Annotated in this window: 21 protein-coding genes; 14 read left to right on the forward strand and 7 right to left on the reverse strand. The window is 65.2% G+C overall.

What is annotated here, in order from left to right; genetic code table 11:
• The 11 genes from tgt to VMS96_06745 all read left to right on the forward strand — a co-directional run.
• The coding region (tgt, locus tag VMS96_06695) for a tRNA guanosine(34) transglycosylase Tgt (protein HVP43102.1) at nucleotides 1-859 on the forward strand (859 nt) is incomplete at its 5' end.
• 119 nt (nucleotides 860-978) lie between these two features.
• Entirely contained in the window at nucleotides 979-1,284 is a 306-nt protein-coding gene (gene yajC, locus VMS96_06700) for a preprotein translocase subunit YajC (protein HVP43103.1), read from the forward strand.
• 57 nt (nucleotides 1,285-1,341) lie between these two features.
• A complete protein-coding gene (gene secD / locus VMS96_06705) occupies nucleotides 1,342-2,964 on the forward strand; it encodes a protein translocase subunit SecD (GenBank protein ID HVP43104.1) in 1,623 nt (540 codons plus the stop codon).
• 78 nt (nucleotides 2,965-3,042) lie between these two features.
• Nucleotides 3,043-4,245, forward strand: coding sequence for a protein translocase subunit SecF (gene secF / locus VMS96_06710; protein HVP43105.1), 1,203 nt, complete (start codon nucleotides 3,043-3,045; stop codon nucleotides 4,243-4,245).
• Between the two features lie 150 nt (nucleotides 4,246-4,395).
• A complete protein-coding gene (locus VMS96_06715) occupies nucleotides 4,396-5,139 on the forward strand; it encodes a TonB family protein (GenBank protein ID HVP43106.1) in 744 nt (247 codons plus the stop codon).
• A 139-nt stretch (nucleotides 5,140-5,278) separates the two neighbouring features.
• Nucleotides 5,279-6,034, forward strand: coding sequence for a MotA/TolQ/ExbB proton channel family protein (locus VMS96_06720; GenBank protein ID HVP43107.1), 756 nt, complete (start codon nucleotides 5,279-5,281; stop codon nucleotides 6,032-6,034).
• 93 nt (nucleotides 6,035-6,127) lie between these two features.
• Entirely contained in the window at nucleotides 6,128-6,643 is a 516-nt protein-coding gene (locus tag VMS96_06725; GenBank protein ID HVP43108.1) for an ExbD/TolR family protein, read from the forward strand.
• Nucleotides 6,644-6,656: 13 nt separating this feature from the next.
• A complete protein-coding gene (locus VMS96_06730; protein ID HVP43109.1) occupies nucleotides 6,657-7,100 on the forward strand; it encodes a biopolymer transporter ExbD in 444 nt (147 codons plus the stop codon).
• Between the two features lie 149 nt (nucleotides 7,101-7,249).
• Nucleotides 7,250-8,092, forward strand: coding sequence for a tetratricopeptide repeat protein (locus tag VMS96_06735; protein ID HVP43110.1), 843 nt, complete (start codon nucleotides 7,250-7,252; stop codon nucleotides 8,090-8,092).
• A gap of 201 nt (nucleotides 8,093-8,293) precedes the next feature.
• On the forward strand, nucleotides 8,294-9,826 hold the full coding sequence (gene accC / locus VMS96_06740) for an acetyl-CoA carboxylase biotin carboxylase subunit (protein HVP43111.1): 1,533 nt from the start codon (nucleotides 8,294-8,296) through the stop codon (nucleotides 9,824-9,826).
• The gene (locus VMS96_06745) at nucleotides 9,823-10,320 is read left to right on the forward strand and encodes a biotin/lipoyl-containing protein (protein HVP43112.1); all 498 of its coding nucleotides are present in this window, start codon (nucleotides 9,823-9,825) and stop codon (nucleotides 10,318-10,320) included. The genes accC and VMS96_06745 overlap by 4 nt, the downstream gene beginning before the upstream one ends.
• Nucleotides 10,321-10,505: 185 nt before the next feature.
• Here VMS96_06745 and VMS96_06750 read toward each other — a convergent pair whose 3' ends face one another.
• The 4 genes from VMS96_06750 to lptD all read right to left on the reverse strand — a co-directional run bounded on the left by VMS96_06750 (nucleotide 10,506) and on the right by lptD (nucleotide 15,998).
• Nucleotides 10,506-11,567 (reverse strand): SurA N-terminal domain-containing protein, encoded by a 1,062-nt coding sequence (locus VMS96_06750; GenBank protein HVP43113.1) that lies wholly within the window; start codon nucleotides 11,565-11,567, stop codon nucleotides 10,506-10,508.
• Between the two features lie 64 nt (nucleotides 11,568-11,631).
• The gene (locus VMS96_06755; GenBank protein HVP43114.1) at nucleotides 11,632-12,597 is read right to left on the reverse strand and encodes a thioredoxin domain-containing protein; all 966 of its coding nucleotides are present in this window, start codon (nucleotides 12,595-12,597) and stop codon (nucleotides 11,632-11,634) included.
• Between the two features lie 71 nt (nucleotides 12,598-12,668).
• Nucleotides 12,669-13,499 carry an ATP-dependent sacrificial sulfur transferase LarE gene (larE, locus tag VMS96_06760; protein HVP43115.1) on the reverse strand — a complete coding sequence of 277 codons (831 nt, stop codon included), beginning with the start codon at nucleotides 13,497-13,499 and terminating at the stop codon, nucleotides 12,669-12,671.
• A gap of 93 nt (nucleotides 13,500-13,592) precedes the next feature.
• A complete protein-coding gene (lptD, locus tag VMS96_06765; GenBank protein HVP43116.1) occupies nucleotides 13,593-15,998 on the reverse strand; it encodes an LPS assembly protein LptD in 2,406 nt (801 codons plus the stop codon).
• Nucleotides 15,999-16,128: 130 nt separating this feature from the next.
• Between lptD and VMS96_06770 the strand changes: the two genes are divergently transcribed.
• Nucleotides 16,129-17,127 carry an RDD family protein gene (locus VMS96_06770; protein HVP43117.1) on the forward strand — a complete coding sequence of 333 codons (999 nt, stop codon included), beginning with the start codon at nucleotides 16,129-16,131 and terminating at the stop codon, nucleotides 17,125-17,127.
• Nucleotides 17,128-17,352: 225 nt separating this feature from the next.
• On the opposite strand, the gene VMS96_06775 is transcribed toward VMS96_06770, so the two are convergent.
• A complete protein-coding gene (locus VMS96_06775) occupies nucleotides 17,353-17,766 on the reverse strand; it encodes a cupin domain-containing protein (GenBank protein HVP43118.1) in 414 nt (137 codons plus the stop codon).
• Between the two features lie 174 nt (nucleotides 17,767-17,940).
• On the opposite strand from VMS96_06775, the gene VMS96_06780 reads away from it, so the two are divergent.
• Nucleotides 17,941-19,317 (forward strand): glucose-6-phosphate isomerase, encoded by a 1,377-nt coding sequence (locus tag VMS96_06780; protein HVP43119.1) that lies wholly within the window; start codon nucleotides 17,941-17,943, stop codon nucleotides 19,315-19,317.
• A 101-nt stretch (nucleotides 19,318-19,418) separates the two neighbouring features.
• Here VMS96_06780 and dps read toward each other — a convergent pair whose 3' ends face one another.
• A complete protein-coding gene (dps, locus tag VMS96_06785) occupies nucleotides 19,419-19,919 on the reverse strand; it encodes a DNA starvation/stationary phase protection protein Dps (protein ID HVP43120.1) in 501 nt (166 codons plus the stop codon).
• 248 nt (nucleotides 19,920-20,167) lie between these two features.
• Between dps and VMS96_06790 the strand changes: the two genes are divergently transcribed.
• Nucleotides 20,168-22,453 (forward strand): serine/threonine-protein kinase, encoded by a 2,286-nt coding sequence (locus tag VMS96_06790; GenBank protein HVP43121.1) that lies wholly within the window; start codon nucleotides 20,168-20,170, stop codon nucleotides 22,451-22,453.
• A 23-nt stretch (nucleotides 22,454-22,476) separates the two neighbouring features.
• Here the strand turns inward: VMS96_06790 and VMS96_06795 are convergent.
• The coding region (locus VMS96_06795; GenBank protein HVP43122.1) for a CorA family divalent cation transporter at nucleotides 22,477-22,666 on the reverse strand (190 nt) is incomplete at its 5' end.

Consider the following 22,666-nt stretch of genomic DNA (forward strand, 5'->3'; position numbering starts at 1 on the left):
CTCCGACCTGCGCAAAGTCACGGAAGAGGGCGTCTCGTTCCGCTCGCACCTGGACGGCTCGTCGCTCTTCCTGTCGCCGGAAACGGCCACCCAGGCGCAGATCGATCTGGGTGCGGACATCATCATGGCCTTCGACGAGTGTACCGAGCACCCCGCGCCTGCGGAGCGCGCCCGCGACTCCATGGAAATGACCCTGCGCTGGGCTAAACGCTCCCAGATCTACTTCGAGGCGCACAAGCACGAAGTCCCCTGGCCAGCGACTAGCGACCAGCGACTAGCGACCCAGTCTTTGTTCGGAATCATCCAGGGCGGCATGTATCCGGAACTGCGGCGGGAGTCCGCGCAACGGACCGTCGAGGCCGGCTTTCCCGGATACGCCATCGGCGGCCTGAGTGTGGGCGAGAGCCGCAGCAAGACCGCGGAGATGGTCGAGGGCACGCTGCCCCACCTGCCGCAGGACGGGCCACGCTATCTCATGGGCGTGGGCACGCCGGAGGAGATCGTGCAGTACGCGCTGATGGGCGTGGACATGATGGATTGCGTGCAGCCCACCCGCGCCGCCCGCCACGGCCTGCTCTACACCTCGGAGGGGCCGATCAACATCAAGCAGGCGCGTTATGCCGAGGACCAGGGGCCGCTCGATCCTGCTTGCTCGTGCCGCGTCTGTGCCCGCCATTCCCGCGCCTATCTCCGCCACCTGTTCGCCTCGCGCGAGCTGCTGGCTGCGGTGCTGAACAGCGTCCACAACCTGGCCTTCTACCTTGACACCATGCGCAGGCTGCGGCATTCTATAAGGCTTGGGGACTTAGCTGGATTTCTTTCTGGCGTCCGTACGCGAAGCCTGAACTCCCCGGATTGAACCCCAAGGGGACGCCGGCCTGGCAGGACAATCCCGCGGCAAGGTCACTTCGAAAGGATAATCGCGTCGGCGGCCACCCGCGACGCAGCGCGCGTTCGATGGAGTTACTGGGTTCCCTCATGCAGGCACAGGGCGGGCAGGGCGGAAGCTTTGCCGCGCTGGCCCTACCGCTGCTGTTCATCTTCGGCATCTTCTATTTCCTCCTCATCCTCCCCCAGCAGAAGCGGCAGAAGAAGTGGCAGGGGATGATCAACGAGCTCAAGGCGGGCGATTTCGTCACCACCAGCGGCGGCATCCAGGGCCGCATCTTTTCCGTGGGCGACGATTACGTCCAGCTCCGCGTTCCTCCCGATAACCTGCGCATCCAAGTGGCCAAGGCGGCGGTGATGTCGGTCGGCGCGGAGGAAGGCAAAGAATCGAAGTAGACGCGGGCGCGCCCAGACGGCGCCGCCACACTTCAGTCGGGCAGGGTAACGGGTTTCATGCAGAAGAATCTCGCGATCAAAGCAGTCTTCATCATCGCCGTGATGCTGGTGTTCCTGTTCGGCATCTTGGGCGTCCCCAAGGGCTTCTCCGGTTCCGCCCTGGCAACGGCGGTGCAGGACCGCATCCACCTGGGCCTCGACCTGAAGGGCGGCACCCACCTGATCCTCCAGGTGATGGTCAGCGACGCGGTGAACGCCGACTCCGACCACGCCATCGAACGTCTGAAGGAGGAGATGCGGGCCCGCAATGTCAATTACAGCGACATCTTCAAGCCTGACCCGGCCGTCCAGCCCGACCGCATCCAGATCAAAGGCGTGGCTCCGGAGTCCGGCGGCGACCTGCGCAGCGTCGTGCAGGACCGCCTCCCCGAGTACAACTTGGCTTCCGGGGCGGAGAACTCCTGGACGCTGAGTCTGAAGCCGAGCCAGCTGGCTGAGCTGAAGGACCGCGCCGTCAAGCAGGCCATCGAGACCATCCGCAACCGCATCGACCAGCTTGGGGTCAGCGAGCCGGTCATCCAGGAGCATGGCCTGGGCGAGTATCAGATCCTGGTGCAGCTGCCGGGGGTGGACGACCCCGCGCGGGTAAAAGAGATTATGCAGTCCACCGCCATGCTGGAGATCCGGCAGTCCTTTGGCGGTCCCTACGCCAGCGAGCAGGAGGCGTTGCAGGCCAACAACGGCGTCCTCCCGCCCGACACCATCCTGATGAAGGGCCGGAGCATCGGCGCACGCAACCAGGAAGGCGTTGCCAGGGACGAGTTTTATGTCATCTCCCGCAGCTCGGCGGTGACCGGGCGCGACCTGCGCGACGCCAAGCCCAGCCGCGATGAGAACGGGCGCCCCGACGTCACCTTCCTGCTGACCGGAGAGGGCGGGCGGCGCTTCGCCAACTTCACCGGCGCCCACGTGGGCGATTCCCTGGCGGTGGTGCTCGACAACAAGGTCATGGAAGTGGCCCGCATCGAGAACCAGATCCACGACGAAGGCCGCATCGTCGGCGCCTTCACTGAGCAGCAGGCCAAGGACCTGGGCATGGTGCTGCGCTCGGGCGCGCTGCCGGCTTCCATCCGCTACCTGGAAGAGCGCACCGTCGGCCCCTCGCTGGGGCTGGATTCGATCCGCCACGGCATCCTGGCCGCCATCATCGGCATGGGCGCGGTCATGGTCTTCATGCTGCTCTATTACAAGGGGGCGGGCATCAATGCCGACCTGGCCTTGCTGATGAACCTGATCATCCTGGTCGGGTTCCTGGGTTTCAGCGGCGCCACCCTGACCCTGCCGGGCATCGCGGGCGTCATCCTGACCATCGGCATGGGCGTGGATTCCAACGTGCTGATCTTCGAGCGCATCCGCGAGGAGCTGCGCAATGGCAAGACGGCGCCTTCGGCGGTGGACCAGGGCTTTGGCCGGGCCTGGCTGACCATCATCGACACCCACGTCACCACCATCGTGTCGGCGTTCATCCTGTTTATCTTCGGTACCGGTCCAGTGCGCGGGTTCGCGGTCACGCTGACCTTCGGCCTGCTGGCCAACCTGTTCACCGCGGTGTTCGTCTCGCGCGTGATCTTCGATTGGGTCCTGACCCGGCACCAGCGCGGCGAGGCGCTGAGCATTTAGCAGTAGAGACGGCCGTGAGGCCGTCTCAGGAGACGCCCTGACGGGCGTCCCTACCGAGAGAAGGGTTTAGAGGTTTCAGTGGAACTCTTTAGGAACACGAACATCGACTTCCTGGGGAAAAAGTGGTACTTCCTCGGGTTCTCCCTCATCTTCAGCATCGCCGGCCTGCTTTCGATGTTTTTCTGGCACGGCATTCCGCTGGGCGTGGACTTTCGCGGCGGCACCCTGGTTTACGTCAAGTTCACGCAGACCCCGAATCCCGACGCCATCCGCGCCACCCTGGACCGGGCGGGGCTGAGGAATGCCCGCATCCAGCGCTACGGTCCCCCGGCCAACAACGAGGTGATCATCAGCCTGGAGCTGAAGGAGACCAGTGAGCAGGTCCTCGATAAGGGCAAGAACGACATCATCAAGGCCCTGGAAACCAACACCCAGGAAGGCAAGCAGGACCTGAACAACACCGGCCAGAGCTCCCTGCAGCAGTACCTGCTCTCCAAGGACCCGCTCCGAGCCGGCACCGACGCCGAACAGCGCTACGCCGCGGTGGCCCAGGCGATCGTCACTTATCGTGACAAGGACCGGGGAGGGGCGATTGCCTCCCTGGACGAACTCCGGGGCAAGGTGGAGCCGGCGGCGCTTTCGGCCTTGCAGCAGGATTTCTTTGTCTCCGACTTTGCCGTGCGCAATGTGGAGATAGTCGGGCCCCAGGTGGGCAAGCAGCTGCAGCGCCAGGCGGTGCTGGCCACCCTCTACTCCCTGGCCGGGATGTTGGTTTACCTGGCCTTCCGCTTTGAATGGATCTACGGGGTGGGGGCGGTGGTAGCTTGCTTCCACGATACGCTCATCACGGTCGGCGCTTTCTCCTTGCTAAATAAGGAGATAACCCTTACTGTTATCGCCGCGATTTTGACCCTGGTGGGCTATTCCATGAACGACACCATCGTCATTTACGATCGCATGCGGGAGAACGTGAAGCTGCTCCGGCGCGAGCGCCTCCCGGACATTGTCAATAAAAGCATCAATCAGACCCTGAGCCGGACCATCCTGACCTCCGGCCTCACGTTCCTGACGGTGCTCTCGTTGTACCTCTTTGGGGGCGAAGTATTACACGGGTTTTCCTTTGCCCTGGTAGTCGGCATTCTGATCGGTACGTATTCGTCGATCGCGGTAGCAGCCCCAATGGTGGTCGCATATCAGGAGTGGCGTGCGGCACGCTCTGGACGGCGGGTAGTGGCCGCGAACGAGAATAACCGGCGCGAGAAGGTCCGGGCGAAGGCCTAGCCCACTCCGAGTCCAGGTTCCCTTGGTTCCCCGGAAGGCTAGTTGCAGGGAAACAGCCCTGCTCTGGCTAGGCCGGGACAGGACAGCCCGGGAGCAAAAACCGCTTCCGCGGTGTCTAACTGATTACGAGTACGCCCATGGGAGAAGGCCATGTTTGAAGACAGCCTTTTGGAATCCGGCGGCAGGTTGAGGAGCAAGCGCAAGGCTTGGACGACCGCCTTGTCGTGCGTCATCCAGGTGTTCGTCCTCGGGGTAATGATCCTGATCCCGCTCATCTACACCGAAGCCCTGCCCAAACAGCAACTGATGACATTCCTGGTGGCGCCTCCGCCGCCTCCGCCGCCTCCGCCGCCTCCGGCCGAAGTGCCGATCAAGGCCGTGAAGGTGATCCAGAGCGACCTGATGAATGGCCAGCTCCGGACCCCCACCAAGATCCCCGAGAAGGTCGCCATGATCAAGGAAGAAGAGACGCCTCCGCCGTCGGCATCGATGGGCGGCGTGGTGGGCGGCGTGCCCGGCGGCGTTCCCGGCGGCCAGATGGGAGGAGTCATCGGCGGCATCATCAGCTCGACCATGGTGGCTGTGCCCAAGGTGGCGACCCCGCAGCGGGTGCGCGTCTCCTCCGGCGTCCAGGCCGGCAACCTGATCAACAAGGTGCAACCGGTCTATCCGCAGATCGCCAAGAACGCCCGCATCCAGGGCCAGGTGATCCTGCAGGCGGTCATCAGCAAGGCCGGAGTGGTCGAAAACCTTCGCGCCGTGAGCGGGCATCCAATGCTTATTCCGGCCGCGGTGGAAGCAGTCAAGCAGTGGCGCTACAAGCCCTATTTCCTGAACGGGGAACCGGTCGAGGTGGAAACCACGATCCAGGTGAACTTTACGTTAGGCGGCTAACATCGTGAGCGGGCGGCCGCGGGTAGCTCCCGGTCCCTGGTAGTTGTCCCGATCTCATCGAAGCAACAGTGACGGTCGACATTCGCGGATCCGCAATTTCCGCACAAGTTCGAAGTTCTGAGGAGGAAAGGATCAACCCATGCTTTTCACTAGCCTGTCAGCGGTAGCACTCGCCAATTACCCCACCTTCGCTCTCTGGATGTTCCAGGAAGCGCAGGTGGGCTGGGACCCGGTCTCGCTCTGGAAACAGATGGGGTGGATGGCCAAGGCCGTGGTCGTCATCCTGTTCATCATGTCGGCCTGGTCGATCGGAGTCATGATCGACCGCTGGATCGCCTTCAGCGCGGCCCGCAAGCAGTCGCGCTCCTTCGCACCGGCCGTGGCCGGCGCGCTGCGTGAGGGCAAGATTGACGAGGCCATCCGCGTGGCCGAGCGCAACAAGAAGAGCCACCTGGCCAAGGTAGTCACCGCCGGCCTGCAGGAATTCAAGGCCCACTCCGAGTCCAACGAGATCCCGGGCGAGGACATCGAGGCCAGCCGCCGCGCCCTGGAGCGCGCCGAGGCCATCGTGCACGCCGAGCTGAAGCGCGGTCTGGGCGGCCTGGCCACCATCGGCTCCACTGCCCCCTTCGTGGGACTGTTCGGTACCGTGGTCGGCATCCTCAACGCGTTCCGCGAGATCTCCAGCCAGAAGGCGACCGGACTGGGCGCCGTGGCCGGCGGTATCTCGGAAGCGCTGGTGACCACCGCCTTCGGGCTGTTCGTCGCCATCCCCGCGGTCATGATGTTCAACTACTTCACCAATAAGGTGGAGGCGTTCGACGTCGAGATGGACAACAGCTCCAGCGAGCTGATCGATTACTTCCTGAAGCGCCGCAACGCGATCCGCCGGTAGTCCCGGCGCGGCGCGCGACGCAGGCTGGGGGCACGGGGGCGACCCGCCCGTGCCGCATGGGTCGCGCGGTGGCTTCGCAGGAGTCTGAAATCTATGGCACTAGCAAAGCGAGACGAAGGCAGCAAGGTCAATTCCAACATCAACGTCACCCCCATGGTGGACGTGATGCTGGTGCTGCTGATCATCTTCATGGTGATCACGCCCATGTTGCAGAAGGGTGTCAGCGTGGACCTGGCGCGCACCAATAACCCGGTGGCGATGCCGGACGCCGACAAGGAAGACGCCCTGCTGGTTGCGATCAACCGCGACGGCAAGGTCTTCTTCGGTACCGACCAGATCGTGCCCGACCAGCTCACCAACAAGATGAAAGAGCGGCTGGCCAATCGCACCGACAAGCGCGTCTTCATCAAGGCGGACGCACGCGCCCGCTATGGCAACGTGGTCGAGGTCGTGGACAACGTCCGTTCCGCGGGCGTGGACCAGCTCGGCCTGCTCACCGAACAACGCAAGTCCGGCTCGTTCGCTCCGCTGTCCTCCTCTCCGGCCGGCGGCGGCGCCAAGCCCGCGGGCGGCGACAAGCCTGCCGGCGGCGACACGACGCAGAAATGACGAGGGTATTCGCATGGCAATGACTACGGGCGGTGGGAAAGGCGGCCCCTCCGCGGACATCAACGTTACGCCGCTGATCGACGTGCTGCTGGTGCTGCTGATCATCTTCATGGTGATCACGCCGCTGACCCCCAAGGGCCTCGATGCCCTGGTGCCCCAGCCTCCGCCCCCTAACGCCCCCAAGAACGAGCCGACCGACCGCACGGTGGTGGTCCAGGTCATCCATCTGCCCGGCGGCGAGCGGCCGGCGCTCAAGATCAACCAGGATGACGTCACTTGGGAGAACATCCAGGGTCGACTTGAGGACATCTACAAGACCCGCGCCGAGAAGGTGATGTTCGTCAAGGGCGACACCGAACTGCAGTTCGCCGACGTGGCCCAGGTCATCGACATCGCCCACGCCGCCGGCGTGGACAAGGTCGGCCTCATCACGGCCAAGATCGAGCAGGGGCAATAGATTCGGGCGCCCACCGTTGTCGTTCGGTCTGGGGCGACAGAGTGGGCTGCACCGGGCAGGTTTTCATACCGCCAGGCGGGCCCAGCGGCGGTCGCAGGCAACGAGCCGCCGCGGGCGCCGAGGCACCTGGCAAGGAGATGCAAGCACTCATGAACAGAAGCAAGAGAATCCACCTGCGGTGGTGGGTGGCGAAGCTGATGGCCGTGCTCGCCCTGTCGGCAATGCTGCTGGCGGCGGCCGGCTGCAACAAGCTGCGCGCCCGCGACCAGCTCAACAAGGGTGTCCAGGCCTACAAGAACGCCAAGTTCGAGGAGGCCATCGAGCGTTTCAAGAATGCCGTCGCCCTCGACCCCAATCTCATCAACGCCCGTCTCTACCTGGCGACCGCCTACGCCCAGCAGTACATCCCCGGCGCCGATACCCCCGACAACAACCGCATGGCCGAGCAAGCCATCGAGGAGTTCAAGAAGGTCCTGGAAAGGGACCCGAAGAACGTCAACAGTGTGAAGGGGATCGCCGCTCTCTATTTCCAGATGAAGAAGTTCGAGCAGGCCAAGGAGTACCACAACAAGGCCAAGCAGCTCGATCCCAACGATCCCGAGACGTATTACTCCATCGGGGTCATCGACTGGACCCAGTGTTACGCGCCGCGCATGGAAGAGCGCGCCAAGCTGGGATTGAAGCCCGACGAGTCGCTGAAGGACAAGAAAGTCTGCGCCGCCCTCAAGGAGAAGAACTGGAACAACATCCAGGAGGGCATCGACAACCTGAGCAAGGCCCTGCAGCTTCGTCCTGACTACGACGACGCCATGGCCTACATGAACCTGCTCTTCCGGGAGAAGGCGGACCTGGAGTGCGAAGAGCCGGAGCAGCGCCAGGCCGACCTGAAGACGGCCGACGAGTGGGTCGCCAGGACCATGGCCACCAAGAAGGCCAAGGCGGAGAAGGCGGCCACCCCCGGAGGCATCGTCCTGGAGCAGCCTTCGAAGTAGCCCGATCCCCCTCAGAACGCGGGCCTCTCCTCCGGGAGAGGCTTTCGTGTTTGCGTGGAACGCATCGCGCCCGCTGTTCATCTGGCACAGACACCTGTGTCCTGTGTCACACCCACTCGTCCCAGTTGCAGTACAATTTGCGTTTCTGCGGGTGTCGCCCCCGGCCCTTGGGCTGTGGGGCGGCCTTCGCGATGGCTTTCCATGTTCAAGAAGGTCCTCATCGCCAACCGCGGCGAGATCGCGGTGCGGGTCATCCGCGCCTGCCGCGAGCTCGGCATCCAGTCGGTCGCGGTCTTCTCCGACGTGGACCGCACCGCCCTGCACGTGCGCAAGGCCGACGAGGCCTACCATATCGGCCCCGCCCCCGCCGCCCAGTCCTACCTGAACGTGGACAAGCTGCTGGATGTCGCCAGGAGGAGTGGCGCCCAGGCCATCCATCCCGGATACGGGTTCCTCTCCGAGAACGCCGACTTCGCCCAGGTGTGCAAGGATGCCGGGCTGATCTTCATCGGCCCTTCGGCGGAATCCATGCGCCTGATGGGTTCCAAGACCCGGGCCCGCGTGGCCATGGAGAAAGCCGGCGTGCCGTTCGTCCCCGGCTCGGCCAGGGGCCTGCCGGCCTTCGGCGACGCCCTGCACGTGGCCCGCGAAATCGGCTACCCGGTCATGATCAAGGCCGCGGCCGGCGGCGGCGGCAAGGGCATGCGCCGCGTCTTCAGCGAGCCCGAGCTCCGTTCCGCATACGATGCCGCCCGCAGCGAGGCCCTGCGCTCCTTCAAGGATGACGAGGTCTATATCGAGAAGCTGATCGAGAACCCGCGACACATCGAGATCCAGATCCTGGGCGACCAGCACGGGAACCTGATCTACCTGGGCGAGCGCGAGTGCTCGGTGCAGCGCCGCCACCAGAAGGTGGTCGAGGAGGCCCCCTCGGCCATCGTGGACCCCGACATGCGCCGGCGCATGGGCGAGACGGCGGTGAAGGTGGGCAAGGCCGCCGGCTACTTCAACGCCGGCACGGTCGAGTTCCTGGTGGACGACAAGAAGAGTTTTTACTTCCTGGAGATGAACACCCGGCTGCAGGTGGAGCACCCGGTCACCGAGTTCGTCACCGGCCTCGACCTGGTGCACCTGCAGATGCACGTCGCCAACGGCGAGAAGCTGCCCCTGCAACAGGAGGACGTCAGCATTCGCGGGCATGCCATCGAATGCCGGGTGTACGCCGAGGACCCGGACAACAACTTCATGCCCTCTCCCGGCAAGATCACGCGCCTGCTGCAGCCTTCCGGGCCGGGGATCCGCCGCGACAGCGGTATGTACGAAGGTTTCGTCGTACCGGTGGACTACGATCCTCTGCTGGCCAAGGTGATCGGCTACGCCCCGACGCGGAACGAGTGCATCGCCCGCCTGCAGCGCGCGTTGCAGGAGTACTTCATCGGCGGCATCAAGACCAACCTCGGCCTGTTCCGGCGCGTATTGCGCGAGCCCGATTTCATCGCCGGGAAGATCGACACCGGCTTCCTCGATCGCCTGCTGAACGGGGACAAGAAGACAGCGGAACAGCACGCCGTCCGCGACGGCGATGCGGGCATCGCCGCCATCGCGGCTGCGTTGTTCGCCTTCACCGACCCGGTGGCCACCAACGGGGCCGGCGCCAATGGCGCCTCGCCGGCGCGGCCGGAGGCTGCTTGGAAGCGCGCGGCGCGCCACGAGGCGCTGCGAGGGAGCCGATGACCTACGAAGTCGTGGTCGACGGCAAGGCGCACAAGGTGGAACTGGCCCGTGTGGACGGCCGCCTCGAATGCAAGCTGGACGGCAAGCCGGTCGAGATTGACGCTCAGATGACGGCGCACGACGTGCTCTCGCTGCTCATCGGCGGCCATTCCTACGAGATCAAGCGCGCCGTCGGCCCCTCCGACACGCACATGGTGGTCGGGCTCGCCCGCTACGAGACCGAGGTGCGCGACCCGCGTTCGTTCCGCGCCCGCAAGGCCGCCGGTGGCGACACGACCGGCCCCAGGAAGCTGGTTTCCCCCATGCCCGGCAAGGTGGTCCGCGTGCTGGTGCAGAAAGGCCAGGAGGTCGAGGCGGGACAGGGCTTGGTGGTGGTCGAGGCGATGAAGATGCAGAACGAGATCAAGTCGCCGAAAAAGGGCGTGGTGCAGCAGGTGCTGGCCGCCGAAGGCGCCGCGGTCAACGCCGGCGAAGCCCTGGCCATCGTCGAATAGCCTTTCAGAATAGTCCTTCGGGCGAAGACGCCCTCAGGATGACGGCGGCGGGGCTCAGGCGCCCTGCCAGATCCTTCGGGACCCAAGAAAGGCCCTCAGGATGACCGCTGCGGGCTCGGAGATCCTTCGGGCGAAGACGCCCTCAGGATGACGCCAGCGGGGCTCAGACACCCCGCTAAGCGGCGTCACTTGCCCGCGCCTTTGACGATCTCGTCGGCGTAGTAGTTCTCGACCTTGGCTTCGTCGCGCAGCGTCTCATAGTACGCGGCCATCAGCAGTTGCTCACGCCGGCCGCGCAGCTGTTCCCGGATGGCCTGCTGCACCCGCGGATCGCTCAGGTCGCGCTGGCCCGCCGGCTCCTTGGCGATCAGCTTGACGATGCGGTAGCCCATCACCTTGTGGACGGCGTCGTACACCGGCAGGATGCCGCTGACCTGCCCGGCTTTCAGCTTGCTGACGTATTCCTTCGTCTGGGGGTCGCGGTTGATGCTGGATTCGGGGATGAACCCCACGTCTCCACCATTGCCCGAGGTGTTGGGGTCTTCGGAGTAGCGCATGGCCACCGACCCGAAATCCTCTCCGCTCTCCAGCCGGTTGAGGATGGTCTGGACCTTTTTGCGGGCCTCAGCGTCGTTGGTGGCCTTGTGCTCCCCGGTGGCGTCCGGTGTCGGCTGGTTGAAGACGGTGATCTGCGCCAGGTGATATTGCGGCTCGATCAGGTTGAACTCGGCCTTGTGCTCGTTATAGTACTTGCTGACGTCGGCGTCGGAGATCGAGATCTTGGACTTGATCTCCTTGTTGAGGACCTTGTCCCTGGTCAGGCTGCGGCGCAGCTCGCGCTTGAAGTCGTCCACCGTGATGGAGCGTTCCTTCAGCCGCCGGTCGAACTCTTCCTGGGTGTAAGGGGCCTTGATCTCCGCCAGCTTGCTGTCCACTTCCTCGTCGGTGGCCAGCAACCCCAGTTTCTGGGCGCGCTGCAGCATGATCTCGTCCTCGATCAGCCCCTTCAGGATGTTCAGCCGCAGGATGGTGGACTGTTCGCCGGTGAGAGGCTGGTTCGACCCCGCGGTCTGGTTCTTGTAGTACCGCTCCACATCGTCGCGGGTGATCTTCTTCCCGTTCACCTCGGCCATGACGTCGGCGCCGGTCTCCTTGGAGCCACACCCGGCCAGCGCCAGCATGGCAGCCAGCGCCATCCCTACCAGAAGGCGTTTCGAGCACGATCTCAAACGGTGGACCCTCCGCATCTAGAGCACGCTACTGCGCGTGCTGCGAATCTTCGATTGTAACGAACCCGTCGGCCGGAGCGCATCACTTATTCCCCGGAGCGGCCGCCGGCGGAGAGGCTGGGGCGGCCGGCTTCGGAGGCGCCGGGACCGGCAGCCCCGCGTCGCGCAGCGCGGCGTTCAAGGTTGCGCGCAGCTCCGACGCGTCCATGACACCGTCCACCCGCCTGCCGTTGATGAAGAGCGTGGGGGTGGCGGAGACATCCAGGGCGTCGGCCTCGCGCACCGAGTCCCGCATCGCCTTGTCGGATTGCGCCTTGATGCACGCCTGCAGCTTGCCCGCGTCCACCCCGCGCTTGGCTCCCGCCTGGAAGGCGAGAATGTCCAGGGCCGCCATCTGTTCCGGCAGGCCGCGCGGCTTGTCGCGCGTGCCTCCGATCTGATTGGGATCGAAGTGGACGGCGTCCGCGAAATCCCAGAAGGCTTCGTTGCTGAGCTCGGCCAGGCAGTTGGCGTCGTTGGCCGCGCGTCCCGCCCACGGGTGGATGGCAAACAGGGGGTAATCCTTGTAGATGACCTGGATGCTGTCCTTGTAGTCGTTGAAGATCTGCCCGAACAAAGTCCGGTGCATGCGCGCGCAGTAGGGACACTGGAAGTCGTCGTACACCACCACCGATACCTTGGCGCCGCGCGTCCCCCGCACCGGACGGCCCGCCAACGAGATCTTCTTCATGGTCTCGGCGTAAGGGTCGCTCTGCAGGTCGAACTTGGTCATGCGGATCAGGGTCTTCCCGTCCTGCGACAGCAGGAAGTCATTCGGTGTCCGGTTCGCGCCCTGGGTGAAGATCACCTGGATCTGCTCGTATCCGGGGAATTCGCTGGGCTTGCGTTCGCCGATGCTGATGGCGACGCTGTCGGGAATGTTGTAATGAGCCCGGACCTGGCGCTCGATGCGCTTGTTCAGGTCGGCCGTGGGGTTTTGTGCCGGCTGGGCTGCGCATCCCAGGCAAAACAGGACGACCAGCCACAGCGGCCGCTTCAGCAAGGACACAGGGGTTCCACCTTCCATAGGGGCAGGCAACAATTATCGCATGTGGAAGCTGGCCGCACGTGCGGCGTGACCTAGCGCTTGCGTGCCAGTGTGCTCGCCGGCAGCACCGCGTTCATCGAGCCCGACCGGAAGCCCTCAAGATCGAGGGTCACATAGGTGTAGCCTAGCGCTTTGAAGATACGTGTGAAAGCTGACACCATCGCGGGAGTCAGCGCCCGCGCCATCTCTTCCGGTGCGATCTCCAGACGCACCGTCTCCCCGTGGTGGCGGACGCGGAACTGCCGGAAGCCTAGCGCGCGCAGCTCGTCTTCGCCGTGCTCGACCACCGCCAGCACCTCGCGCGTGACCTTGCGGCCGTACTCGATCCGTGACGACAGGCAGGCCGACGCCGGTTTGTCCCAGACCCGCAACCCCGCCGCGCGCGCCAAGTCCCGGATCTCAGCTTTGCTCAGTCCCGCTTCCAGCAACGGCGCCGCTACCTGATGCTGCCGGGCCGCCTCCTGGCCAGGGCGAAAATCCCCCTGGTCGTCGAGATTGACGCCGTACGCGATGGCATCGAAGCCGTGGGTGGCGCGGTATTGCTCCATCACCTCGAACAGCTCGTCCTTGCAGTAGTAGCACCGGGCGGCGTCGTTGCGCGCGTACTCCGGCCGCTCCACTTCGGCGGTGCTCAGGACCTCCAGCGGGATGCCATGCTCCGCGGCGAACGCCATCGCGTCCTGCAGGTGAGTGCGCGCCAGCGACGGCGAATCGGCGACGATCGCCCGCATGTCCCGTCCCAGCGCCCGGTGCGCCGCCCAAGCCAGATAGGCCGAGTCCACCCCGCCGGAATAGGCGACCAGCAACCGCCCCAGCCCGCGCAGGCGCTGCTCCAATAACCCGCGTTTCTCTTCTAGAGTCATCCGCAAGATTGTAAACGGAGAAGTACTCAGTACTCGGTACTCAGTACCCAGTTCAAACCGGTCTTGCTGTGTACTGAGTACTGACTACTTGCCTCAGAAGATCCTTTCCTGCCGCTTGAGGTTCCCGAAGGTCCCCACATTCGCCAGGGTGAACGCGAAGCGGTACTGATTCTCGTTGCGCACCGAGCCCAGCGCGAACCGGCGGTATTCCATGGACAGCCCGCAGCAGTCCCAGTTGTAGCTGGTCTGGAAGGCGGCGTATTGCAGGAAGTTGAAATTGGCGTCGAAGCCGAAGTTGGCGGCGGCGCTGATGCCGCGCTTGCCGGGATTCCCGTATCCGGTGAGCACGCGGAACTGGCTGAACCGGTCGGGCGCGGGCAGCGGCGTCGGGATGGGCGAGGTGAAGATCTCCCCCGGCGCCAGCAGGAAGGCATGGCTGCCCCCGATGAAGTAATCCCCGAGCCGGTACTGGACCAGTGCAGTGCTGGCATTCACCCGGCCCCGCACCGTGTCGTAATCGAATTCCCACTGCGCGTCCACGTTGGGTGAGGTGCGGATCCGCAGCCGCGATACCAGGGGCGCGAAGCGCATCGGCTCGGTCAGGAACGCGATCCCGGCGAACGCCGCCGTGGTGGTGAACACGTTGCGCTTGCCGTTCACCACCGCTCCGCCGAATGTGGGATCGAAGAAGTACTTCTGCGCCAGCTCCCAGGTGACGATCTCGCGAGCTTCCGTGGAGCACTCGGCCGGTGGCGGTGGCGGAGCCTGCTTTCCCGGCTCCGTCTTCGACGGCAAGGGCATCAGCGCCTGGGGCTGGGGCGCCGTGGCCGGGCACTCCTCGCCCGACATCCGCTTGGCATACAGCCGCTGGGTGATCCCGTACTCGATCTCGTTGGTGTTGCTCAGGATGTCGCGGCTGTCGAAGCGGATGATCGCCGGAAAATTCTCCACCCCGGTGGTATAGCGATAGACCATGCGCGGCTCGATGGTGTGCTTGATCTTGCGTCCCCAGCGGGGCTTTTCGAAGATCCGCCCCAGGGTCGGCGGACGGATCTCCACCGACGTCTCTAGGGCGCGGCGGTTGAAGTCGTCGGGCACGGGGACCAGGACCATCCCCGACGTCTGCAACTGCTCCGAATAGTAGGTCTCGCGCGCCGCCAGCTCGGGCCGCAACGTCCAGCCGCTAAGGAACAGCGGCAGCGCGATCCGCGGATGCACGTCGAGCCGGCCCACGGATCCGCTGACGAAGCCCGGCTCCTTGCGCGAGACCCCTTCCGCCGCGGCGTCGAAGCCCCAGTACAGCGGCGTGGACGCCAGCTTGCGGTCCACCGAGCTCACGTCCAGCGTCGGCAGGTGCAGGATGGCTACGTAATCGTTGTTCTCCGTGCTTTGGAAGTTCAGGTAGCGCCCGGCACGCAAGTTGAACGAATAGCCGTCGTAGGTCTTGGACAGGAAGACCGCCGACTTGACCTCGGAGTTCACCGTCTCGCGGAAGGAGTCGGTGAAGGCCAGCCGGAAGACGAACGAGCTCAGGTACTCCACCGAGGCCACGCCCCGGAAGCCGCCGGGAAGCAGGGCTTCGGCGTTCAGATGGACGTCCTGCCCGCCCTGGTCCTGCACCGTCACGCCATTGGAGATCCCGCGGTCGAAGACCCCGAAGTACTTCAGGTCCACGAAGGAGTTGTCGCTGGGCCGGGCGCGGAACTCCCCGGTCTGGCCCCACCCGCGGCGGCTCATGTACTCCCCGCCGATGGTGGCGTCCATGCTGCGGTTGATGGCCCAGTAGAACGACTCGCCCAGCAGGAAGCCTTTGACCGACGAGGTCCCGATCACCGGGATCAGGAACCCGCTCTGCCGTCCCAGCTTCTCCACCGGATGTTGCGCATAGGGCAGGTAAAGGATGGGCACGCCTTTCACCCGGAAGTTGCTGCTGTACAGCTTGGCTGTGCCCCCGACGTCCACCACGATCTTTCCCGCGTTGAACGTCCACTTGGGCTTGGGCAGCTCGCAGGAGGTCACCGAGCCGTGCTCGATGACGTAGCGCTCAGGCGAGACCTTCTCCACCACCTTGCCGGTGAAGGCGAAGGGATTCGACGAGGTGAGGGTTACGTTCTTGCCGCGGAAGCGGGCGCCGGTGGTGCCCACCACGTCCCAGAACTTGCCGGTCTGGGTCTTCACGTTGTACTCGCCGTGGCTGGCTTCGATGTGCTCGTCATGCGGCCCGCCGTCCAGCACCAGGTGCCCAGTGGCGGTCACCTGCCCGCTCTTGGAGTCGTAGGTGATCTCGTCGGCGCGGAAGACCAGGTCGCGGAAGTCTATCTCCACGTCGCCCTTCAACTTGAAGACGTCGCCGTCCTTCTCCTGCTCCCGGGCCTTGATGGTGACCGGCTCGCCCGGACGGTTGGAGGTGAATTCCGTGCTGGCGAGGTTCTGCTGCGCCTGGCTGGTGGGAGCATCCGGCGGCAACTGGCTAGTAACTACCGGGGTCGCCAGAAGCACATGACAAAAGATAAGTGCCGTGATACTTAAGCAGTTGCGGGAAAACATGGGGAGCGGTCGAAGTTAGCACGCCGCACCCTCTGGCGCAAAGCAGCTTTCCCGCCGCTCTGGCCGTCTCACAAACCGAACCATGGCTTGTCCCCTGTGCGGAGAGCGCTGCACCTGCTCGCAAGTCGATCCGGCTGCCAAGTCGGGCAGTCATGTCGCCGTCCTCATCGACCCTGACCGGTTCACCGACTCCGAGCAGCAGTTCCTGGCCAGCCTGGACGCACCGCCCGAAGTCAGCTCACTGCCCGACCACCGTGATGCCTGCGATTCCCCGTGGCGCGAGGAAGTGGCCTCGCGCGTGGACGCCTTTCGCGCCAAGCGCGGCCGCCGCCGTCCCGATCCCAGCTCGGTGCTGAGCTTCGACTTCGACGCGCCCGCGGCGCCCCTCCAGGCCGACAGCACGCTCGCCGTCCCCGCAAAGCCAGGATGGGAGGAGTCGAGCACCGTTGTCACCATGCCGGCGCCGGTGGTCTCCGAACCCAAGGTCATCGAGTTCCCGCGCTCGGCCGAGGTCATAGCCGAGGAACTGGCCGAGCCCATCATTGAGACCCCGCGCATCCTGGAAGCGCCTCCCGAGGCCGTGGCCCCGCCGGAGTTTGGCGGCGTGTCGCTGGCCCCCATCACCCTGGAGGAGCACGCGGTCGAGGTGGAGCTGGAACCCATGCACCTGCGGGTGGCGGCGCGCGGCCTGCGTATCTTCGCCGGGCTGGTGGACGCTTTCCTGGTGCTGACCGCCGCCGGCCTGTTCGCCGCCATCTTCGTGCAGATGGCGGAGAGCGTGCCCCACACGCGCATGGCCCTGGCCCTGGCCTCAGTCATCCCCAGCTTTTTCTGGGCGGTGTATCACTACTTGTTCCTGGTGCACGGGAGCGGTACTCCCGGCATGGGCCTGGCGAACCTCCGCCTGAGCACCTTCGAAGGGAAGCGGGTCACCATCGAGCAGCGGCGCAACCGCGCCCTGGCCCTGGCCCTGTCGTGCATTTCGGTGGGATTTGGCTTCATCTGGGCGCTCTTTGACCCCGACGGCCTGTGCTGGCACGACAAGATCACCCGCACCTACCTGACCCAGCGCAGCTACTGAGCAGTCGCCAGCAGCCGGTCGCCAGTCGCCAGCTTGGCCGTGTCATCCCGAGTAGAAGTCGAGGGGCCGCTACCCCTCCTCACTTTCGGGTCGCCAGGAGGATGACGGCCAGCAGGATCGCGACCACAGCAGTGATTGCCAGCAACTGGCTTACCCCTCCGAGAACGATGCCCATCCAACGACTCTCATTCCAGGGCGAAGAGCACTTCCACCTTCGCCTTGGGGCTACTCTGCCTTGGTGGTCAGTGGTTTGCCCTTTTCCGCGACGAACACGGCAGCCAGCCTGGCGGTGCCCTGTCCTTTGTTGATCGCCTGGTGGACCTGGCCAGGAGCGACATAGAAGATATCGCCGGCCTTGAGGGTCGCGTCGGGCTTGCCCGCGAGCTCGAGCAGAATGGTGCCTTCCTGCACGAACACGTACACCTCCGCCGGATGGGTGTGCTTCCCTTCAGCCGAGCCGGGAGGCAACTCGACGGCGGCCATCACCGCCTCATACCCCGGGGTCTTCATGTCCTGCTTCAGAAGAATGTTCCTCTTCACGGCCGGGGCCTGGGGAGCGCTCTGGCCGTGGATGGCAAGCGTTCCGGCTAGGCTGGCGACCACCAGGACGGCGGCGAATGCTGCGTTAGGCGTTCTCATGCTGGGCCTCCTTGACTGTGCTAGCTGTATGCGGAGCCAGGAACGATATGCCCCGGGCCAAGGCGTGTCAACGTCTGGGCCCTTTCTTGCACGGCCTGACAGACGCTGGGCTCGGGCTGGCGACCAGCGACCTGCTCGATTACACTTCCCCCCGCATTCCTACGGAGTCCAGCCATGAAAGCTGCTCTGCAATTCTCCTATCAGAACGCGACGGAATCGGTGGTGGGGGCGGAGGGGCTGCATCCCGGCGACCTCGACCAGGCGGCGGCCCTGGCGGCGCTCGACGCCTTCCGCAAGCGCGTCGATTCCGGCGAGATCGGCTTTCCCAACCTGCCCGACGACCGCACCACCATCCGCGCCGTCTCCGAATTCGCCGCCGACACGCGCGGCGAGGTGGACGACGTGCTCGTGGTCGGCATCGGCGGCTCGGCTCTGGGAGCGTACGCCCTCGACGCGGCCCTGCGCGGCCCCCATCCCGTCCAGATCGCGCCGGGCGTGAAGGGCAAGCGGCGCGAGCCGCGCCCGCGCCTGGTCGTGCTCGATAACGTCGATCCCGGCTTCATCGCCGCCGCGCTGCAGCGGGTGAACCCCAAGCGGACACTCGCCTGCGTGATCGCCAAATCGGGTTCGACGGCGGAGTCGCTGTCCACCTTCCTGATCGTTCGCGAGTGGATGGAGAAAGCGCTGGGCAAGCGCACGCGCGCGCGCATCGTAGCCGTCACCGACGCCCAGAAAGGCGACCTGCTGGCCATCGCCAAACAGGAGCGGTACCCGCTGTTCTTCGTTCCCGGCAATGTCGGCGGGCGCTTCAGCGTGTTCACCCCAGTGGGGCTGCTGCCCGCGGCGCTCATTGGCCTCGACATCGGCAAGCTGATGCGCGGCGCTGGCGACGCCAACCTGCTCGCCTGGTCGCGCGACTTCGATCACAACCTCGCCTTGACGTCGGCGGCGGTGCACCACGCTCTGCACACCAAGCGCGGCAAGGCGATCGAAGTCGTCTACGCCTATTCCTCGTATCTCTGGGGCGCGGCCTTCTGGTACCGCCAGCTCTGGGCCGAAAGCCTGGGCAAGCGCGTGAACCGCAAAGGTGAGGTCGTGGAGACCGGGCAGACGCCGGTGGCGGCGCTGGGTGTCACTGACCAGCACTCGCAGTCGCAGCTCTACATGGAAGGGCCGCGCGACAAGATGATCACTTTCTGGGCGGTGAAGAAGCCGCGCGCCGACGTGAGGATCCCGCGCGCCTTCGCCAAGTTCGATTCCTGCGGGTACCTCGGCGGCAAGAAACTGTCCGAGCTCTTCCACGCCGAGATGCGCGCCACCGAGGCCGCGCTCACCGAGGCTGGGCGTCCCAACTGCCGCTGGACCCTGCCCGTCGTGGATGAATATACCGTCGGCGCATTCTTCCAGACGCTCGAATTCCAGACCGCCTTCGCCGGGGAGCTCTACGGCGTGGATGCCTTCGACCAGCCCGGCGTGGAGCTGGGCAAGAAGCTGACCTACGGGCTGCTGGGGCGCAAGGGCTATGAGGAATTCGCGAAGCGTGTGAAGTGAAGTGATCTCTGGTAGAGACGCCCGTAAGGGCGTCTTTCTGGGCACCGACGCAAAGAAAAGAGGGGAGATGCCCTGACAGGCGTCTCTACCGAGCGTCCAGCTCAGCCCTGCAGGTGCGCCTCCAGGAACCATAGGTCCTTGTCGGCGTCGCGCACGATCTCAGTGAACAGGTCGGCGGTACCCTGGTCGCCGAGTTCGGAGGCGCGCTCGATAGCCTTGCGTGCGGCGGCGGCCACCTTGGCCAGTCGCTGCACCAGCGCGCGCACATGCTCTTCGCCCTTCACCGCGTCCAGGTCATACTCGGGGATGGTGGAGGTTGCGGCGGCGATGCGGGTGGTGCCCAGGGCCGTCCCGCCCAGCGCGGTGACACGCTCGGCGATGAGGTCGGAATGGCCTTCGAGATGGGTAGCCAGGGAGTCAAACAGCTCGTGCAATTGGAAGAATTCGCGGCCCTTGACGTTCCAGTGGGCCTGCTTGGCCTGGGTCTTCAGGTCCAGGGTATCGGCCAGGCGGGCATTCAGCAGGTCGATCAACTCCAGCCGCTTCTTCTCGGGAATGTCGATGGAAGTATGAAAGGTGCGTTCGCGAACAGCGGTTGCCATATCGTCAGCTCCTTCCGCATTTCGATGGGCCCGAAGCCGCGGCGGATTCACGATTTCCTCTCAGGCTACCCGGCACACCTCCCTGCACGCACCCCTGGCCGCTGGCTTCGGGTTACGCAAGGCAAGACGGATGCTTTCATTGACTGGGGGAATAAGTTGCTGTATTTTCTGCCGCACCGGAACTTCTGCGCCCCAGCAAGAAGACCCTCAATCCCCTTACTAAAGGGCCCGGCAGCGGTACTGTCATCATGGCCATGGCGTCTCCATCATCGCCGCAGCAGATCGGCCGGTACGAGATCCTGGGCGAGCTCGGCAAGGGCGCGATGGGGGTCGTGTACAAGGCCCGGGACCCCAACATCGGGCGCCTGGTGGCGCTCAAGACCATGCGCCTGGACGTGCATGGCATGGAAGCCCAGGAGATGCTGCTGCGCTTCAAGAACGAAGCGCGCGCCGCCGGGGTCCTGAACCACTCCAATATCGTCACCATCTACGACGCCGGCGAGCATGATGGGCTCTTCTACATCGCCATGGAGTACATCGAAGGCACGACCCTGCAGAAGACCTTGAACGAAGAGGGGATCGTGCCCATCGAGCAGGTGCTCGACCTGTCCCGGCAGATCTGCTCGGCGCTCGATTACGCCCATTCCCACAAGATCATCCACCGCGACATCAAGCCGGCCAACATCATGATCGAGGCCGACGGGCGGGCGAAGATCATGGATTTCGGCATCGCCAAGGCGGAGGGCACGCAATTGACCACCGCCGGCCAGGTGGTGGGGACGCCGAACTACATGTCGCCGGAACAGGTCAAGGGACGTCCCCTGGACGGGCGCTCCGACCTGTGGAGCTTCGGGGTGATCCTCTACGAGATGGTGACCGGGGAGAAGCCGTTCAGCGGCCAGACCGTCACCACCATCATCTACAAGATCGTCCATGAGAACCCCATCCCGCCCAAGGACCTGGATTCGAGCGTGCATCCGGGACTGAGCGCGGTGATCCAGCGCGCCCTAGCCAAGCATCCCGATCAGCGCTATCAGAAGGGCGCGGACCTGGTCCACCACCTCATCAACTACAAGAGCATCGGAGTGGACACGGCCTCGCTACCGCAGGACGCCGACGCCGCCCACGAGCCCGCGCCGGCCGCTGCGCCACCGCCGCCTGCTGCGGCCAAGCCGCCCGCTCCGCCGGCGAAGCCGGTCCAGCCCGCTTCCACAGCGGCAGCCAAGCCGGCTGCCGCAGCGGCCCCTGCGCGTCCGCCCGCCGTCCATGAAGATGAAACCCAGCTGGCGGGCTCACACGAACTTGGCGAGCTGGCTGGCGCCGCGGCCAGCGTCAAGCACGTGGTTTCGTCCGCCGCAATACCTGCCGCCAAGCCCGCGGCGCCGTCCGGTGCCGTGCCTGCCGCCAAGCCCGCGGCGCCGTCCGGCGCTGTGCCCGCCGCCAAGCCGGCGCCACCCCATGCTGTGGCCGAGGCCAAGGCGACCGTGCCGGCCCCCAAAGTGGCGCTGCCGCAGCTCACGACCAATCAATGGCTATTGGTCGCGGTCGGTGTCCTGGCGCTGCTCATGGTGGTGATCAGCATTGGCGTTTATCAGAGCGAGAAGAACAAGCCGGGCGTGACCCCGGCGGAGACGGCAGTGGCGCCTGGCCAGCCGTCGGGCCAGCCGGTGGAATCGCAGCCGGCAGCGGCGGCGACATCAGCCCCCGAAGAGCGGGAAGGGGCCAGTTCCACGGCCCCCGCGGAGACGGCGAAAGGGGCCAAGCCACGCGGCAAGGCGAAGCCGGAGGTCGCGGCCGCGGCTCCCGCCGCCGAGCCGCCGAAGCCGGCGGCCCCGGCCAACGGCACCGTGCGCATCATCTCCAACCCACCGGGCGCCAAAGTGGAGATTGACGGCTGGTCGGAACCGGCCTGGGTGACGCCCTTCAATTCGCCCAACCTGAGTGCGGGCCAGCACAAGGTCGTCATCAGCAAGGCGGGATTCGCCACCGAGACCAAGACGGTCGAGGTCACGGCGGGAAGCCAGGCGATCGTGGCCACAGTCATGCGAACCATCGCGGCACCTTCGCGCATCGAGGTGAGCAGCAACCCCGGTGGCGCCAGCATCCTGCTCGACGGCAAGCCCACCGGCAGGAACACCCCGGCCGTGATCGAAGTCCCCAAGGGCGAGCACACCGTGGGACTCCGCAAACTGGGCTATGTGGACGCGTCGGTGCCGGCCAAGGTGGGCGAGGGCGAAACTGCCCACGTCTCGCAGACGCTCAAGTCGGGCACCAGCGGCGGCAGTCCGTTCGGCAAGCTCTTCGGCGGCGGCATCCCCGAGGGCATGGGCGCGCTCCAGGTGAAGACCAAGCCCAAGGGCGCCACCGTGACCATCAACGGCGAGACCGCTCCCAGGACCACGCCCTTCAAGATCGTGGTCGATCCCGGCACGTACAGCGTGACGGTTTCGATGGATGGACACCAGTCTCAGACCCAATCGGTCACGGTGGAGAAGGGCAAGTCGGCGAGTATCGATCTCGAACTGAAGAAGTAGCGGCTCGAAGGCCCGCGCCGCCGCTAGAACCACTTCTTGCGCCTGAAATAGAGCAGGATCAGGAGCGTCGAAAGCGCCATCATCCCGGTAGCGTACACGGCGCCGTGTGCGGTGTTCTGCCAAGGCAGGTGCAGGTTCATCCCGAAGAAGCCGGTGATGATGACCAGGGGCAGGGCCACCGTCCCCCAGATGGTCAGGATCTTCATCACCTCG

The sequence above is a fragment of the Terriglobales bacterium genome (assembly GCA_035543055.1).
Classification (GTDB): Bacteria; Acidobacteriota; Terriglobia; order Terriglobales; family Acidobacteriaceae; genus JAIQFD01.

Coding starts and splice junctions, on each gene's coding strand:
- VMS96_06775 (HVP43118.1), bottom strand. CDS start 17,766: ATGAGAACGCCTAACGCAGCATTCGCCGCCGTCCTGGTGGTCGCCAGC.
- VMS96_06750 (HVP43113.1), bottom strand. CDS start 11,567: ATGCGGAGGGTCCACCGTTTGAGATCGTGCTCGAAACGCCTTCTGGTA.
- VMS96_06720 (HVP43107.1), top strand. CDS start 5,279: ATGCTTTTCACTAGCCTGTCAGCGGTAGCACTCGCCAATTACCCCACC.
- VMS96_06735 (HVP43110.1), top strand. CDS start 7,250: ATGAACAGAAGCAAGAGAATCCACCTGCGGTGGTGGGTGGCGAAGCTG.
- VMS96_06745 (HVP43112.1), top strand. CDS start 9,823: ATGACCTACGAAGTCGTGGTCGACGGCAAGGCGCACAAGGTGGAACTG.
- accC (HVP43111.1), top strand. CDS start 8,294: ATGTTCAAGAAGGTCCTCATCGCCAACCGCGGCGAGATCGCGGTGCGG.
- VMS96_06780 (HVP43119.1), top strand. CDS start 17,941: ATGAAAGCTGCTCTGCAATTCTCCTATCAGAACGCGACGGAATCGGTG.
- VMS96_06725 (HVP43108.1), top strand. CDS start 6,128: ATGGCACTAGCAAAGCGAGACGAAGGCAGCAAGGTCAATTCCAACATC.
- VMS96_06715 (HVP43106.1), top strand. CDS start 4,396: ATGTTTGAAGACAGCCTTTTGGAATCCGGCGGCAGGTTGAGGAGCAAG.
- yajC (HVP43103.1), top strand. CDS start 979: ATGCAGGCACAGGGCGGGCAGGGCGGAAGCTTTGCCGCGCTGGCCCTA.
- secD (HVP43104.1), top strand. CDS start 1,342: ATGCAGAAGAATCTCGCGATCAAAGCAGTCTTCATCATCGCCGTGATG.
- VMS96_06730 (HVP43109.1), top strand. CDS start 6,657: ATGGCAATGACTACGGGCGGTGGGAAAGGCGGCCCCTCCGCGGACATC.
- dps (HVP43120.1), bottom strand. CDS start 19,919: ATGGCAACCGCTGTTCGCGAACGCACCTTTCATACTTCCATCGACATT.
- VMS96_06770 (HVP43117.1), top strand. CDS start 16,129: ATGGCTTGTCCCCTGTGCGGAGAGCGCTGCACCTGCTCGCAAGTCGAT.
- VMS96_06790 (HVP43121.1), top strand. CDS start 20,168: ATGGCCATGGCGTCTCCATCATCGCCGCAGCAGATCGGCCGGTACGAG.
- larE (HVP43115.1), bottom strand. CDS start 13,499: ATGACTCTAGAAGAGAAACGCGGGTTATTGGAGCAGCGCCTGCGCGGG.